General features: G+C 70.0%; 10 protein-coding genes. 7 read left to right on the top strand and 3 right to left on the bottom strand.

The window, feature by feature from the left end:
- Positions 1-12: 12 nt before the first annotated feature.
- Both ACW9J6_RS25665 and ACW9J6_RS25660 read right to left on the bottom strand, forming a co-directional pair.
- Positions 13-1,860 carry a serine/threonine-protein kinase gene (locus tag ACW9J6_RS25665; protein WP_457119182.1) on the bottom strand — a complete coding sequence of 616 codons (1,848 nt, stop codon included), beginning with the start codon at positions 1,858-1,860 and terminating at the stop codon, positions 13-15.
- Positions 1,857-2,729: a PP2C family protein-serine/threonine phosphatase gene (locus ACW9J6_RS25660; RefSeq protein WP_457119181.1), complete on the bottom strand. Its 873-nt coding sequence runs from the start codon at positions 2,727-2,729 to the stop codon at positions 1,857-1,859. The genes ACW9J6_RS25665 and ACW9J6_RS25660 overlap by 4 nt, the downstream gene beginning before the upstream one ends.
- 73 nt (positions 2,730-2,802) lie before the next feature.
- Between ACW9J6_RS25660 and ACW9J6_RS25655 the strand changes: the two genes are divergently transcribed.
- From ACW9J6_RS25655 to ACW9J6_RS25630, 6 genes are all read left to right on the top strand, one after another.
- Positions 2,803-2,937, top strand: a complete 135-nt coding sequence (locus tag ACW9J6_RS25655) for a hypothetical protein (protein ID WP_457119180.1) — start codon at positions 2,803-2,805, stop codon at positions 2,935-2,937.
- Between the two features lie 103 nt (positions 2,938-3,040).
- Positions 3,041-3,577, top strand: coding sequence for an OmpA family protein (locus tag ACW9J6_RS25650; protein WP_457119179.1), 537 nt, complete (start codon positions 3,041-3,043; stop codon positions 3,575-3,577).
- Positions 3,578-3,963: 386 nt separating this feature from the next.
- A complete protein-coding gene (locus ACW9J6_RS25645) occupies positions 3,964-5,544 on the top strand; it encodes a caspase family protein (RefSeq protein WP_457119178.1) in 1,581 nt (526 codons plus the stop codon).
- 138 nt (positions 5,545-5,682) lie between these two features.
- Positions 5,683-6,360 carry an OmpA family protein gene (locus tag ACW9J6_RS25640; RefSeq protein ID WP_457119177.1) on the top strand — a complete coding sequence of 226 codons (678 nt, stop codon included), beginning with the start codon at positions 5,683-5,685 and terminating at the stop codon, positions 6,358-6,360.
- Positions 6,361-6,700: 340 nt separating this feature from the next.
- Positions 6,701-7,567 carry an efflux RND transporter periplasmic adaptor subunit gene (locus tag ACW9J6_RS25635; RefSeq protein ID WP_457119176.1) on the top strand — a complete coding sequence of 289 codons (867 nt, stop codon included), beginning with the start codon at positions 6,701-6,703 and terminating at the stop codon, positions 7,565-7,567.
- A 48-nt stretch (positions 7,568-7,615) separates the two neighbouring features.
- Positions 7,616-10,750 (top strand): efflux RND transporter permease subunit, encoded by a 3,135-nt coding sequence (locus ACW9J6_RS25630; RefSeq protein WP_457119175.1) that lies wholly within the window; start codon positions 7,616-7,618, stop codon positions 10,748-10,750.
- A 714-nt stretch (positions 10,751-11,464) separates the two neighbouring features.
- Here the strand turns inward: ACW9J6_RS25630 and ACW9J6_RS25625 are convergent.
- Positions 11,465-11,629, bottom strand: coding sequence for a hypothetical protein (locus tag ACW9J6_RS25625; protein ID WP_457119174.1), 165 nt, complete (start codon positions 11,627-11,629; stop codon positions 11,465-11,467).
- Between ACW9J6_RS25625 and ACW9J6_RS25620 the strand changes: the two genes are divergently transcribed.
- Positions 11,615-15,454 (top strand): rhamnosyltransferase WsaF family glycosyltransferase, encoded by a 3,840-nt coding sequence (locus tag ACW9J6_RS25620; protein WP_457119173.1) that lies wholly within the window; start codon positions 11,615-11,617, stop codon positions 15,452-15,454. The genes ACW9J6_RS25625 and ACW9J6_RS25620 overlap by 15 nt on opposite strands.
- The last annotated feature ends 191 nt before the right edge of the window (positions 15,455-15,645 follow it).

Here is a 15,645-nt window from a genome sequence, read left to right as displayed (position 1 = left end):
AGGCGGGCCGGCTCAGGTCCCCAGCTTGAAATACGCCACCGCGATCCCCGCCGGCCGGGGGTCGCGGTCGAGTTCGTCGCTGATCTGCCGGAAGAGCTGCTCGGCGCGGCCGTTGATCCCCGAGCGCAGGCTGGTGAGCGGCTTCTGGCTGGTGATGACCAGGACGAGCTGCGGGCGCGGCGTGCCGCTGCCCTCCATCCGGGCCGAGAAGCGCAGGGTGTCGCCCGTCCGCTTCCCGTAGCGGCCGAGATTGGTCACGCGCCCGTCATCCGCCACCAGGAGCAGGTCGACGCTGCGCTCGCCCCGCGTCTCCACCACGCCCACCAGGTCCTGCCCCGTATGCAGCAGGTCGGAGGTGATCGTGATGCTCGCCGCGCGCGCGTCGCGCTGCGGGTAGTGGCGCGCCAGGAAGCCGACCACCGGGCACTGGGCGTCGCTGACCTGCCGCAGGCTGATCTGCGGCTCGACCCCGAGCGTGTTCTGGAACGCCTTGTCGAAGTCGAGGAAGGGCTGGGTCGAGCGCCCGAAGGCGTCCAGGGTCACGTCCGGCGGCTGGGTCGAGACCGGCGTGAGGAAGAAGCAGTCGCCCCCGTCGTACTTGCGGATGAAGCTCTCCACCTCCTCGGCGGTCGCCGTGGCGGCGGGCGGCGGCGCGGACGGCGACGGGCGGGGTGGGCGCGGCGGCGTGTCCGGGTCCTCGCCCGGATCGGGCAGGGCGATGATCGGCGGGTTGGCCGGGGCGCCGCCCGGCGTCTTGGTGCCGGAGGGACCCGACGGATCGGCGGACGGCTTGGTGTCGCTCCGGGGCGGCTCGGGCGGAGGGGAGGGGACCTGGGGCGTCACCACCGGGCCGGCCGGTGAGACCACCTGCGGCACCGGCGTCGTGAGGGGCGCCTCGCGCGGGTGCCCGGACAGGACCATCACGGCGAGGCCGGCCACCGCGGCGGTCGCGAGGCCCCCGCCCGCCGCCGCCAGCACCGCCACCGGCAGGCGCCGCGGCCCGGCGGGCTCGGCGGCGGCGAGCGCCGCCACCGCCGCCATGTCGGCGGGCCGGTCCTTCGGGTTGGGCTGCAGCATGGCCTGCAGCACGCCGCGCACCGGCTCCGCCACCCCCGACAGGTCGGGCAGGCGGCGGCGCTTCTCGACCACGTCCACGTGGTTGCCGCCCATGTCGAGCGGCTCGCCCCGCGCCGCGTGCGCCATCAGCAGGCCGAGGCTGTAGATGTCCGATTGCGGCGTGACCTCGCCCCCGTAGAGGCCGAGCTGCTCGGGCGACACGTAGGCATACTTGCCCGCGAAGCCCCCGCCGATCACCGTCCCGTCCGTGCTCGGCGCCCGGGCGATGCCGAAATCGATCAGCTTGGCCCGCACGACGTTGCCGCCCGGCAGGATCACGTTGTCGGGCGAGACGTCCCGGTGGATGATCCCGAGATCGTGCGCCGCCTGCAGCCCGGCGGCGAGCCGCCGCAGCAGCAGCCTCAGGGTCGGCCCGTCGAGGGGGCCCTCCTTCAGCCGGTCGGAGAGCGAGACCCCGTCCACGAACTCCATGGCGAGGTAGGGCAGGTCGAGCTTCGGGTCGATCGAGAACACGAAGTAGCGGACGATCGCCTCGTGGTTGAGGTTGTGCAGCGCCGACGCCTCGCGCCGGAACAGGGCGAGCGCCGCGGCGTTGCGGGCGAGGTCCGGCTTGATCACCTTGATCGCCACCGCGTCCCCGGTGGCCAGCGCCTCGCCGCGATAGACCTCGCCCATGCCGCCCGCCGCGATCAGGCTGCGGATCACGTAGATGTCGTTGAGACGGGTGCCGGGCGCGATGAAGGACCGGGACTGGGGCGGGAGGAAGACCGTCTCCTCGCTCATGGGCCAGGTTCCTCCGGTGGGCCAGGTTCCTCCGGTGGGCCGGGTTCCTCCGGTGGGCCAGGTTCCTGCGGCGGACGAGCGAGGCCGCCCGGCGGGGTGGCGCCTCCGCCGCGGTAGCGCACCGCCACGACCGTGACGTTGTCGGCCGCCCCCCGCTGCAGGGTCAGGGCGAGGAGCGCGTCGCACAGGGCCTGCGCGCTCGGCGCCGCCCCCGGCCCCGCCGCGGCGGCGAGGATCTCCGCATCCTCCACGTGGCGGGTGAGCCCGTCCGAGCACAGGACGAACAGGTCGTCCGGCTCCAGCAGGCCGTGGTCGAGGTCGATCTCCGCCTGCGCCTGCACGCCGATCGCCCGGGTGATCACGTTGCGGCGCGGCCAGGCCTGGGCCTCCTGCGGGGTGATCGCGCCCCGCTCCAGCAGCGACTGGATCTCGGTGTGGTCGCGGGAGAGCTGCGCGATCGCCCCCGCCCGCACCCGGTAGATCCGGCTGTCCCCCGACCACAGGCAGGCGAAGTGCGGCGCGTGGATCAGCAGCACCGCCACCGTCGTGCCGACCACCGCGCCCCGCGCCCGGCCCACCGCCCGAATATCCGCGTTGGCGGCGGCGAGCCGCCCCTTGAGCGCCGCGAGCAGCTCCCCGGGCGAGCCCGCGGGACCGACCGCCGCCAGCGCCTCCACCACCGCCGTGCTCGCCACCTCGCCCGCGGCATGCCCGCCCATGCCGTCCGCCACCGCGAAGACGCCGCTCTCCGGCGCGAGCAGGAAGCGGTCCTCGTTGAGCGCCCGAACCCGCCCCGCGTGGCAGGCCGAGCCCAGATCGAGCGCCGCCCGGGCGGATCCCGGACGCGGCGCGGAGGCGTCTCTCTTCATGGTCCGACCGGTCTCTCGGGCCGCGAATCGCCGGGCCCCGGACGGGACGGCCGCGGGACGGCGGGCGCCCGGGATGGCCCACGTCACCCTGACCGAGGCGGAAACGTTCGGCAAGGGCCGCACCGGCGTCGTCCCCGGCGGGCCACCGATTCCGGTCGTCATCAAGAGGATCGTGCCGCCGCGCCGCGACACGACTCGCCAGGACTGATCAAGCCGAGTCGGCCTGCAGTTTCCGCCTGAATCACCCGCCGCACCGATTGACGCTAGACTATGATTGCGGCATAAGCGCAGGGTCGCGGGGGATTTCGGAAATGCAGGCCAAGATCACGATCCCGTTTCTCGCACTCATGGCGGTCGTCGCCAGCTCTCCGGCGTTCGCGGGGCCGGCCTACACGGCCGAGGACATCGTCAAGAAGTTCGCGCCGGCCGAGCCGCTGGGCAAAACCCGGGGCCTCTGCATCGGCACGCACAGCGAGTGCAACCAGAACGTAGACACGCGGGCGAAGCCGGTCGGAAACTTCGATCTCGTCGTGAATTTCGAGTACAATTCGGACCTGCTGACGCCGGCCGCCAAGCAGAACCTGGACGAATTCGCCAAGGCGCTGCGCGATGCGCGGCTGAAGGCGGCCAACTTCGTGGTCGAGGGGCACACGGACGCCCGCGGCGGCGACGGGTTCAACCTCGACCTCTCGGCCCGCCGGGCCGGCGCCGTGGTGAAGTACCTGGAGGAGCGGGGCGTGTCCTCCGGCCAACTCGCCGCCAAGGGTCTCGGCAAGAGCCGGCCGCTGGGGGGCGACCCCTTCGACCCGGCCAACCGCCGCGTCGAGACCCGTCTCGCGACCGAGTAGGCGGCGCCCCCGCGACCCGCCGCCCCGGACGGGCGTCGTCCGGGGCATCCGCCCGTCGCGGGCGTGCGGGTCCGCACTCGCGCATCCGCCGATCGGATGTAGAACGTGAGCGTCGGCAGGTTCCTGCGCTCATCATCTGGCCGAGAGACCATCTGATCTCGGATCCGAGTCCTGGAAGGACTTGACGCCGGAAGTTCAGCTTCTGGGTCAGTGACGCGGAGGAACTTGAACTCGTCACGGGGATGCAGTCTTCGCATTGCGGAAGCGAGTGCCGGTCCGGCGACTCGGAGGCGGTCGCGCGCCGCTGTTAAACTTGTCAGCGCGCGGAAGAGGTCTTAAGCTTCCGAAGGTGCATCGTGACAGTCGTGCAAGTTTCTGAGGACGGCATGCGTGCGTTGTGGATTGTCGGCATCGTGCTCGCGTTCAGTGCGTGCCAGGCGATTCAACCTGTCCTCGCGCAGGGCAGGGGCGGTGAGCGGATCGCCCTGGTGATCGGCAACGCGCAGTACCCGGACAGCGACACCGCCCTGACCACGCCGGTCGCGGATGCCAGGGCGGTGGCGGCGGTCCTCCAGCAGAAGGGCTACGCCGTCGACGTGGCCGAGAACGTGGCGAAGCTCGCCATGCAGGCCGCGCTCGCGCGCTTCTACGACAAGATCAAGGCCGGCTCGACGGCGCTTCTCTACTTCGGCGGGTACGGCATCCAGTCGAGCAAGCAGAACTACCTGATCCCGGTCGATGCGCAGATCTGGACCGAGCCGGACCTGCGCCGGGACGGCTTCAACCTCGATGCGGTGTTGGGGGAGATGCAGAAGCGCGGCGCCGAGCTGAAGGTCGTGATCCTCGACGCGGCGAACCGCAACCCGTTCGAGCGGCGCTTCCGCAGCTTCGCCAACGGGCTCGCACCCCTCGCCGAGGCGCCGCCCAACGCCCTGGTGGTCTACTCGACGCAGCCCGGCCAGATGCTGCGCCAGATCACCACCGCGCGCAGCCCCTTCGCCGAGGAACTGGTCAAGCAGATCGGCGCCGCCGACGGGGTGACGCGGGCGGTGTTCGACGCCACCCGCACGGCGGTGGCGGCGAGCCAGCCGGGGCAGAGCCCGTGGATCTACGCGACGCTCAAGGACGACCGGCCCCTGCGGGACGACAGGCCCGCCCGGGAGGACAAGACCGCCCGGGACGATCGTCCCCCGCGGGACGACAGGCCCGCCCGGGACGAGGGCCGGATCGCCAACAATCGGGACGACAAGGTCAAGGACAACCGGGAGCCCTGGGTCAGCCCGAGCGCCGATGCGGCCGCCGAGTTCGCGGTGGCCAAGCGGGCCGGCACCCGGGAGGCGATGGAGCGCTTCGTCGCCAAGTACCCGGACGGGGCCTGGGGCGAGCGCGGCCGGGCGGAGCTCAAGCGGTTCGAGGCGAAGCCCGCCGTGACCGCCAAGGTGATCCTGCCGCCGCTGCCCTACAGCCGCGACGACGAGCGCCTGAGGGCCGACCTCAACCGGGCGCTCGAGCGCAGCCCCACGGACACGGCGGCCCTCTACCGGCGCGGGCAGCTCTTCGCCGTGCACCGGGACTACGCCCCGGCGCTCGCGGATTTCGACGAGGTGATCCGCATCAACCCGCTCGACGTGGAGGCGCTCAACAACCGCTGCTGGGTGCGCGCCATGCTCGACGAGCTCGACCGCGCCCTGCGCGACTGCAATGAGGCCTTGAAGCTGAGGCCCAATTTCCCCGATGCCCTGGACAGTCGTGGACTGGTCAACCTCAAGATAGGACTTCCCGGCCTCGCCATCCGCGATTACGATGCCGCGCTGAAGGGCAATGGAAAGCAAGCTTCGTCCCTGTACGGACGCGGGATGGCCCGGGTCCGGACCGGGGAGACGGAGGAGGGAAAGAGCGACATCACCGATGCGCTCCGGATGGATCCGGGCCTCGAGAACGAGTTCGCTCAGTACGGGATTCGCTGAAGCCCCGCGCTGAGATCGGGGATGAGGCGAGAAGACGGTGTCGCCTCTTGCGCGCGGACGCGCCTGAACGGGCGGCAACCGAAAACGATACGGTGAGCGTCTGGCGAGGAACTACGATCGGACAAGAGGAGTGACACGATGACTGGTTCTGCCGACACCTTCCCGCGCCGCGCCGCGCGGGCCGCATGCCTCGCCGGATGGCTGATCCTGGGCACGGGGGCGGGTGCCCTCGCCCAGGCCCCGAGCGAGGCCGACATCGTCAAGGCGCTCGGCGGGGGCGCGGCCGCGCCCGCCCCGATGGGAGTGAGCCGCAGCCTCTCGGTCGGCACGCGCAACGACGGGGCGGGCGGCGCCCCGGTGGTGAGCGAGGATCGCACCTTCCTCGATTCCCTGCGCAACCGCACCTCCCTGACGCCGAGCGAGCGCACGAAGCTCGCGGCGGTCTCGGCCGACAAGCCGAGCATCGACCTCGAGATCCCGTTCGAGTACAACTCGGCGAAGATCGGCCCGAAGGCGCTGCCGATCGTGAAGAGCCTCGGCGCCGCGCTCGCCCGCAACGAGCTCAAGGGCAACACCTTCCTGATCGTCGGCCACACCGACGGCAAGGGCAAGGACCAGACCAACCAGGCCCTCTCCGAGCGCCGGGCCCAGGCGGTCAAGGACTACATCGTCCAGAACTACGGCGTGCCGGGCACCAACCTCGTGAGCGTCGGCTACGGCAAGGCGCAGCTCAAGGACGCGACGAACCCGCTCTCGCCGGCCAACCGCCGGGTGACGGCCGTCAACATGTCGGGCGTCAAGTCGGCCTCGCGCTAGAGCATTTTCCGACGAAGCGGAGACCGGTTCGTCGGAAAAAATGCGTTAAAACACAAGGACCTAGAGCAGTGTCCGATGGCGACGTGATCGGATCCTGCTCGAGAGTATGTCCCGCTGAAGGGGTTGCCGGTTCAGCGGAGGACATGCGGCACAATCAAAGACCGAGAGCAGGCTTCACGTTTCACTCTGACCGAGGCCTGCTCTCGTGAGCCGCGGTCCGCGCCGGAGCCGCGGACCCGATCCCGCGGCGCGGGCCCGGCGACGGGTGCGCGCCGCGCCTCCTCGGTTCCGCGCGGGACGCCGGGGGGCTTCCCCGACTCTCCTGCGCCGAGTCCGCTGCATGCGTCCCGACCGCCCCGAGGCCTGCCGCCGCAGCCCCGTCCTCCTCCTCGTGCTGGCCCTGAGCGCGCCCGCCCGGGCGGAGGAGGCCCCGACCGACACGACCCGGGCGCGCCGCGCCTGCTTCTCCGACACGATGCGGGTGACCGGTTACCTGATGCCCCGCCGCCCCGCCTACGTGAGCATCAACATCGAGGGCTACCGCGTATCGGACGTGCTGGTGCAGGAGGGCGACGGCGTTACCGCGGGCCAGGAACTGGCCCGGGTGGCCAAGATCGGCGCGGACGATTCGGTCGCCCAGATGCTGGCCCCGTCGAATCTCGCCAAGCTGCCCAACTCCATCAGCCTCAAGGCCTCCGCGGCCGGCACGGTCACGCGCAGCACCGCCAAGGTCGGGATGCTGATCAGCCCCCAGATGGACCCGCTGTTCCAGATCGCGCTGGACCGCGACCTCGACCTCGTGGTGCAGGTGCCGAGCCTCGCCGTGGCGACGATCCGGGCCGGGGCCGAGAGCCGCATCCTGATCGGCAACGACCTGCAGCTGCGCGGCGACGTGCGAGTGCCGGCCACCGACGTCGACCCGGCCACCCAGTTCGGCCGCGCCTACCTGTCGGTGCCGGCCCATCCCGACCTGCGGCCCGGGATGTTCGCGCGTGCGGTGATCGACACGGCGCGCAGCTGCGGCGTGGCCGTGCCTCGCGCCGCCATCCTGCGCCGCAGCGACACGACCAGCGTCCAGGTGGTCCGGGGCGGCCGGATCGAGACCCGGCGCGTCACCGTCGGCTCCTCCTCGGAGGACGACGTCGAGATCCGCGGCGGCCTCAGCGAGGGCGACACGGTGGTGGCCAAGGCCGGCACGGCCTTCTGAGCGGGTCGCGAGGCTCCCGATGCAATCCGAACCGAGGTGAGCCCGTCCGTGTCCCTGAACGTCTCCTCCTGGGCGATCCGCAAGCCGCTGCCCTCGATCCTGATCTCGCTGATCCTCCTGATCCTCGGCTGGATGAGCTTCGGCAAGCTCCCGATCACCCGCCTGCCCTCGGCCGACATCCCGATCATCTCGGTGGCGGTGGCGCAGTTCGGGGCGGCCCCGGCCGAGCTCGAGGCGCAGGTGACGAAGACCGTCGAGGACGGCGTCTCGGGCGTGGAGGGCGTGCGCCACATCGCCTCCCTCGTCACCGACGGCGTCTCGGTGACGACGGTGCAGTTCCGGCTCGAGACCAACACCGACCGGGCCCTCAACGACGTCAAGGACGCGATCACCCGCATCCAGGCCGACCTGCCGCGCTCCGCCGAGGCGCCGCTGATCCAGCGCGTCGACGTGGTCGGGCTGCCGATCGTCACCTACGCGGCGCTCGCCCCCGACAAGACGCCCGAGCAGCTCTCCTACTTCGTCGACACGGTGGTCAAGCGCCGCCTCCAGAGCATCCGCGGCGTCGCCCAGGTCGAGACGATCGGCGGCTCGGAGCGCGAGATCCTGGTCTCGCTCGACCCCGACCGGCTCCAGGCCTTCGGCCTCACCGCCCTCGACGTGAGCCGGCGCCTGCGGGGCATCAACGTCGACGTGGCGGGGGGGCGCACCCAGCTCGGCGGGCGCGACTTCGCGATCCGGGCGCTCGCGGGCGCGCGCTCCCTCGACTCGCTCAAGGGCACGATGATCCCGCTCGCCTCAGGGGGGCAGATCCGCCTGCAGGATCTCGGCGTCGTCACCGACACGGTCGCGGACCGGCGCACCTTCGCGAGCCTCGACGCCAAGCCGGTCGTCGCCATCGGCGTCAAGCGCGCCAAGGGGGCGAGCGACGTCGTCGTGGCCAAGGCCGTGCAGGCCAAGATCGACCAGATCGAGGCCGAGTACCCGGACGTGAAGCTCTCGCTGATCGACACCTCGGTCGACTACACGCTCGGCAACTACGAGGCCGCGATCAAGACCCTGTTCGAGGGCGCGGCGCTCGCCGTCATCGTGGTGTTCCTGTTCCTGCGCGACCTGCGCACGACGGTGATCGTGGCGGTGTCGCTGCCGCTGTCGATCTTCCCGGCCTTCTGGGCCATGGACCTGCTCGGCTTCTCGCTCAACCTCGTGAGCTTCCTGGCGGTCACGCTCTCGACCGGCATCCTGGTCGACGATTCGATCGTTGAGATCGAGAACATCGTGCGCCACATCCGGATGGGCAAGTCGCCCTTCCAGGCGGCGATCGACGCGGCCGACGAGATCGGGCTCGCGGTGATCGCCATCAGCCTCACCATCGTGGCGATCTTCGCGCCCGCGAGCTTCATGGGCGGCATCGCCGGCCAGTTCTTCAAGCAGTTCGGCATCACCATCGCGGTGCAGGTGCTGTTCTCGCTGCTCGCGGCCCGCTTCGTGACCCCGATGCTGGCCGCCTACATCATGAAGCCGCACGTCCACGAGGAGAAGCCGGCGGGCCGCGTCGAGCGCGCCTATGTCTGGCTGGTCTCGAAGTCGGTGCGCTTCTACGGGCTCACCGTGATCCTCGGCATCGCGATCTTCGCCGGCTCGATCCTCAGCATGAAGCTCCTGTCGCAGGGCTTCCTGCCGGCGCAGGACACGGCGCGCTCGCTGCTGTCCATCGAACTGCCGCCGGGGAGCCAGGCCTCCGACACCCAGCGCGTCACCGACGACATCGTCCGGGACCTGCGCAAGATCCCGGAGGTGAAGAGCATCTTCGTCGATGGCGGGCGCATCGCGGGCGGCACCATCGAGGTGCGGCGCGCCTCGCTGATCCTCAACTACACCAACAAGACCCACCGGACGATCACCCAGCGCGAGTTGGAGCAGCAGGTCGAGGCGCGGCTCAAGCAGATCCCCGACATCCGCTACTGGTTCGTGGACGAGAACGGGCTCCGGGCGATCTCGCTCGTCGTCAACGGCCAGGACAGCGGCACGGTGGGCAGCGTGGCGAACGAGCTCGCCAACCAGATGCGCCGGCTGCCGACGGTCGCCAACGTGATCTCGGGGGCGACCCTCAACCGGCCGGAACTGCGCATCCGCCCGCGCATGGACCTCGCGGCGCGGCTCGGCATCACCGCCGACACGCTGTCGGAGACGATCCGCGTCGCCACCATCGGCGATGTCGGCCCGGCGCTCGCGAAGTTCGACGCGGGCGACCGGCTGGTGCCGGTGCGCGTCCAGCTCGACGATTCGGCCCGGCTCAACTGGCAGATCGTCGAGCAGCTGCGCATCCCGACCCCGGCCGCCAAGGGCGGGGTGCCGCTCTCGGCGGTGGCCGATCTCGGCTTCCAGGACGGGCCGGCCAACATCGCCCGCTACGACCGCGAGCGGCAGGCGACCGTGGCGGCGGACCTCGTCGGGGACGCGGCGCTCGGCGACGTGCTGTCGGCCATCGACCGGCTGCCGGTGATGAAGAACCTGCCGAAGGGCGTTCAGGTCAACCAGTCGGGCGACGCGGAGAACCTCGCGGAACTCTCCGACGGTTTCGCCGAGGTGATGCGCGCGGGCCTGCTGATGGTCTACGCGGTGCTGGTGATGCTGTTCGGGTCCTTCCTGCACCCGATCACCATCCTGTTCTCGCTGCCGCTGTCGCTGGGCGGGGCCGTGATGGCGCTCCTCGTCACCGGCAAGCAGCTCACGACGCCGGTCTGGATCGGCATCCTGATGCTGATGGGCATCGTCACCAAGAACGCCATCATGCTGGTGGAATTCGCGATCGAGTCGATGCGCCACGGCATGGGCCGCAACGAGGCGATCATCGACGCGGGCCGCAAGCGCGCGCGGCCGATCGTCATGACGACCATCGCCATGGTGGCCGGCATGGTGCCCTCCGCGCTCGCCATCGGGGCGGGCGGCGAGTTCCGGGCGCCGATGGCGATCGCGGTGATCGGCGGGCTCCTGTTCTCGACGGTCCTGTCGCTGATCTTCGTGCCGGCGGTGTTCTGCCTCGTCTGCGTGATCTCGGACGCCCCCAAGCGCCTGCTGGCGCGCCTGCGCGCCCGCGCGGCCAAGCCCGTCCCGGCAGTGACCGTCCCCGCAGCGCCCCCGCATGGCGGCATGGCGAGCCCGGCGGCGCCCGGAGAATAGGCGGGGGGCACCCGGCGCGGTTCCGCAGGCGACCCCCGCCGACCCAAGTCCAGGCCCACACCCGACCCTGCCGTAGCGTTCGAGGGCGCGAGCGACCGCCGCGCCGCCGCGAGAGCACGAGGCCGGATCGAACCGCCGTACGTCTGTCGTCATTTCAGCACGTTCCAGCACAGCTGTTGCTGGAACAACAGAGAAAGCCTGTTCTTTCGCGCTGCGAGCGGTGTCGTGAGCCGGGGATCTACGCGTTCGTACCGAGAAACTTGGATGATATGCTGATATAAGCTACTAAGATTGTTATTGTTTGTCTCGAAAGCTCGCCTATGTGGCCCGAAAGCTGCAATGACTGTGAAAGCCGACGGGGAGCGACCGGTTTGATAGGGGGCCGCCCGTGCTGAGGCGAGCGATCCATTGACAAGCGCCACCCCGGTCGGCGACAAGGCGCGCGGCGCGGGACGTCGCCGCATGCTTCCGCGGGAGCCGAAAGGGTCCCTGAATACTTTCTGACATCTTGGCGATAGAGGCTTATACGTCCATGTCGGCTCGCATCTCATGACCGGGCAAGTCCATGCGCCTCATTCGCTCGATGCGGGATCCTCTCCACATCCCAGCCCGGCACCAACACGTCATACTCTCGGTCGAGCCTGAGATTTGCCGGCACCGGCACGTTTCTTGATTGTTGGAACTGTGGAGACAAGGCTGATGGCGATGTTCATTTCACGGTTGAATACCAGAGTCACGACGGCCGATGGTGATATCAGCAAGGCATTGCTGAAGCTGCTCATCGATATCAGTGGACATCGCGTCACGAAGAAGAATGCCTTCCGCGACATCAATACGATGATGGATTACGTTGAGAGTCAACGTGTGGAAGTTTTTCATCTGTTCGACCCGATTTTTTATCGCGAGAAGTATGTCGATATCGTCGGATCGGATTTTCAGGCTCTGCGCCACTTCATCGCCTTCGGCCAGCACGAGGGGCGCGACCCGTCCGCCCTGTTCTCCACCGACCACTACACCCGGCAGTTGCGCGAATCGGCGGCGACCGATCAGATCGATTTCGAATCGACCCCGCCCTTCCTCCACTACCTGACGATCGGCTGGAAGAAGGGCTTCGATCCCAGCCCCTTCTTCAAGACGGACTGGTACATCAGCAATAACCCCGACGTCGCGCAGAGCGGGATCAACCCGCTCTTCCACTACCTGAAGCACGGGATCGAGGAGGATCGTCCGCCCTCCCCGACGGTCGACCTGGCCTGGTACGCGTGGAAATACGGTCTCCCGGGGGAGCCGAAGGCCGCCGTTCTGCGCGATCTGGTCCGCAGCTATCCGGCGAAGGCGCTGTCCGACCAGGATTTCAGCCAGCGTTTCGGCTTCCGGACCATCAGCGCAGGCGTCCAGAAGCGGGTCGCCACCGAGATCTCGCTGGCCCGGCTCGACCGCGCCGAGGCGGCGGTTCCGGCTCTCGACCAGGCGGGCGTCGCCTTCCCGGATATCGCGGATGCGCCGGTCCTGACGGTCGACGTCTGGGACACCCTGTTGCGTCGCGACTGCCATCCCGACGAGATCAAGCTTCAGACCGCGCGCTTCCTCCTCGCCTACATGAGGAACGTCATCCGGCCGCATTTCCGCAGCGCCGTGTCCCTGCTCCGGGCCCGCTTCGAGGCCGAGCGCGAAGTCGCGACGGAGGATTGGGAGTATCAGATCCAGTCCGTCTTCTGGCGCTGGCTGCAGATCGCGCTGTCGCGCGGCGTGACCGAGCAGCAGCAGGCGGCCATGGTCGAGCGCCTTCTCGACCACGAGTTGCGGGCAGAGGCGCGCGCGACGCGGCTCGACCGCCCCTGCGTGGAGGCGCTGTCGCGCCGCAAGCGCCCGACCTACTTCGTGTCGGACTTCTACACGTCGCGGCAGTTCATCCTCAACCTCCTGGCCCATCACGGGGTCGACCGGCTGTTCGCGGGCGGGTTCGTGTCGTCGGACACGTTCGAGACCAAGCGCAGCGGCACCCTCTACGGGCGCGTGGCGAGCGATCTCGACGTGGCCGCCTCGGACGGCTGGGTCCATGTCGGCGACAACCCGCACGCGGACATCGCCATGGCGCGCGCCCGCGGGATCGACGCGCGCCTCTACGCCGACCCGGCCGAAATCCGCCGGACGCGGTGGTTCGGCGAGGCGTTCGACGCGCTCCAGCAGGGCCGCACCGACCTGCACGAGGTGCGCCTGCGGGCGATCACGGAGGACCTCGCCGAGGCCTTCGAGGGAGCCGGGTCGCGGCTCGAGGCCGCCGGCGCGCGCCTCGCTCCCATCGCCGTCGGCTTCGTGCTCAGCGCCCTGGAGGACGCGCTCGCCGAGAATGCGCCGCGGATCCACTTCTTCACCCGGGAGGGCCAGTTCTTCCGGGACGTGGCCGCCGAGCTCGTTCGGGCGGATCCCTACTGCACGACCTATCCCGAGGTCGAACTGCTGGAGGTCAGCCGGCGCGCCACCTTCGCGGCCTCGCTCACCACGGGCTCCATCGACGAGCTCATGCGGATGTGGAGCCTCTACAGCACGCAGTCGCCGGAGGCCTTCGCGGTCTCGCTCAACCTGGATCCCGCCGAGACGCAGGCCGCCTGCCGGAGGGTGGGCCTCCCGTTCCGCACCAAGGTCGTGTATCCCTGGGCGGACGAGCGGTTTCGCGCCCTGCTGGCCGACGAGGCCTTCGGCCGGCATCTCGCGGAGCGCCTGGCGCAGCAGCGGCGCACGCTCGGCGGCTACCTGCGCGAGAGGGGCGTCCCGGCCGAGGGACGCGAGCCCGTCGTCATCGTCGATATCGGTTGGCGCGGCACGATCCAGGACAACGTCGCCCATCTGACGACCGCCCCGGTGCGGGGGCATTATCTCGGCCTGCTCAAGTTCCTGAACCGGCAGCCGCAGAATTGCGGGAAATCCGGCTGGCTCTACGACGAGAACCACGACCACCTGTCCTCGTTCGTCTCCGAGGTCGCCCCCCTGGAGATGATCTTCAACGCCGCGGGCGGCTCAGTGGCGGCCTACGAGGAGGTGGACGGCAAGTTCCACGCGCGGCGCACGGTCGTCGAGGCCGAGGAGCGCGTCATCACCGAGTTCATCGCGCCCATCCAGCGCGGCATGCTGGCGGCCGTGCGCCCGATCGCCGACTACGTGCGGCTCCACGGGCTCACGGCCGCCGACCTCCGGGGCCTCGCGCAGGCCCTCATCGTCGCGCTCACGCAGACGCCGCCCGCGGTGGTCGCCGACGCCTTCCTGGCCCTGGAGCACAACGAGACCTTCGGAACCGGCGAAGTCGACGTCCTGTCGAAGGACCAGAGCGTCGAGGGGCTCCTGGAGATGCCCCCGGGCGCGGAGCTGCATCACGGCCTGTGGTCGGCCGCCCGGGGCATGCGCTGGCCGGAGGCGCTCTACGGCTGCAGCCAGGTGTCGGCGTTCTGGGAGCGCGGCCGGATCGAGCAGCGCCTCACCGTGCCGGTGGCGCTGTCGGCCATCCAGGCGCGGCGCGCGCGGCGCAGCTTCGGCCGCGTCAACGTCTACGCCCCGTCGCCGCTCCTGGGCTCGGGCGGCCACCGGACCATCTACAAGGCCGCGAAGGCGATCCAGGACCTGGGATTCGAGCTCCACTGCTTCGTCGAAGGCGAGGGGGACGGGCTGCACCTCGTCGAGGAGTGGCTCGGCGAGACCCCGGCCTTCATCCACTCGCGCTGGCACCGGCACATCCCGGCCGACTACGCGCTCGCCACGATCGCGCACTCGGCGCGGTTCGTCGCGGAGCTGCCCTCGGTAGCCCACCGGGGATACCTGGTTCAGGACTTCGAGGCCTCGTTCAATCCCGTCAACGACATCTACGTCGACGCGGAGAACAGCTACTCCTACGGCCTGACCCACCACACCATCGGCCGCTGGCTGTCGCACGTCATCCCGAACCTGTGCGGCGGCGTGGCCGTGTCGTCCGGCCTCGGCATCGATCCCACCGTCTACAGACGGGTCGAGACGGTCGAGAGGGAGCGGGCGATCTGCTTCCTATACCAGCCGGAGAAGCCGCGGCGCCTGTCCCGCATGGCCCTGGGGGCGCTCGAGCTCGTGAAGAGGGTCGATCCGAGCGTCAAGATCTACGCCTATGGCAGCAACGACGCGATCCACTCATCGCTCGGCATCGAGAATCTCGGTCTCATCCTCGACCTCAAGGAGATCAATCTCCTCTACAATCGCTGCTCCGTCGGGCTCTGCCTCAGCCTGACGAATCCGTCGCGGATCCCGTTCGAGATGATGGCGGCCGGATGTATTCCGGTCGACCTCTACCGGTACAACAATCTCTTCGATTACGAGGACGGCACTGCACTCCTGGCCTATCAATCCGCGGAATCGCTCGCCCACGCGCTGCTGACGGCGCTGAACACGGACGAGGCCGCGATGACGGCCCGCCGGGAGACCTGCGCGCGGGTCGCCTCGCGGCGCACGACCGCCTGGGAGAGCGACGTCGTGGCCAACGCGGTTCTGGCGCAGATCGAGAACCGGACGCTGCCGGTCGAGACGGCCACGCCGAGCTACCGCGGCCGTCCGCTCGTCGACCGGGCGAACGACCGGCCCCAGGTCTGGCGGTGGTGCGAGCATCAGATGAGCCTCGCGCGGATGCGCACGGCCCCGGCGGAGGCGACGCCGCCCCTCGCCGAGCCGGCGGTCGAGGAGGTCTGAGATCAGCGGTCATTGGACTTGACCGCTGGTTCCGTTCGCGCGCCCTCGTCAGGCCCGGACGCCAGAGCCCTGGGCGCGGCGTCGACAAGTCGAGAGCGTCAGCATCCTGAGGCAACCTTCCCCGTCGCCCGCCGGCCGCCCCGACCCGCCGCTCGGCCCCGCGCGGTAGGGCCGGCGCGCTCCCGGGAGCG

Source organism: Methylobacterium sp. JK268 (assembly GCF_054052225.1).
Note: the sequence above shows the minus strand (reverse complement) of the source record. Positions and strands in the feature narration are given on the sequence as shown.

Coding starts and splice junctions, on each gene's coding strand:
- ACW9J6_RS25665 (WP_457119182.1), bottom strand. CDS start 1,860: ATGAGCGAGGAGACGGTCTTCCTCCCGCCCCAGTCCCGGTCCTTCATC.
- ACW9J6_RS25660 (WP_457119181.1), bottom strand. CDS start 2,729: ATGAAGAGAGACGCCTCCGCGCCGCGTCCGGGATCCGCCCGGGCGGCG.
- ACW9J6_RS25655 (WP_457119180.1), top strand. CDS start 2,803: ATGGCCCACGTCACCCTGACCGAGGCGGAAACGTTCGGCAAGGGCCGC.
- ACW9J6_RS25650 (WP_457119179.1), top strand. CDS start 3,041: ATGCAGGCCAAGATCACGATCCCGTTTCTCGCACTCATGGCGGTCGTC.
- ACW9J6_RS25645 (WP_457119178.1), top strand. CDS start 3,964: ATGCGTGCGTTGTGGATTGTCGGCATCGTGCTCGCGTTCAGTGCGTGC.
- ACW9J6_RS25640 (WP_457119177.1), top strand. CDS start 5,683: ATGACTGGTTCTGCCGACACCTTCCCGCGCCGCGCCGCGCGGGCCGCA.
- ACW9J6_RS25635 (WP_457119176.1), top strand. CDS start 6,701: ATGCGTCCCGACCGCCCCGAGGCCTGCCGCCGCAGCCCCGTCCTCCTC.
- ACW9J6_RS25625 (WP_457119174.1), bottom strand. CDS start 11,629: ATGAAAAACTTCCACACGTTGACTCTCAACGTAATCCATCATCGTATT.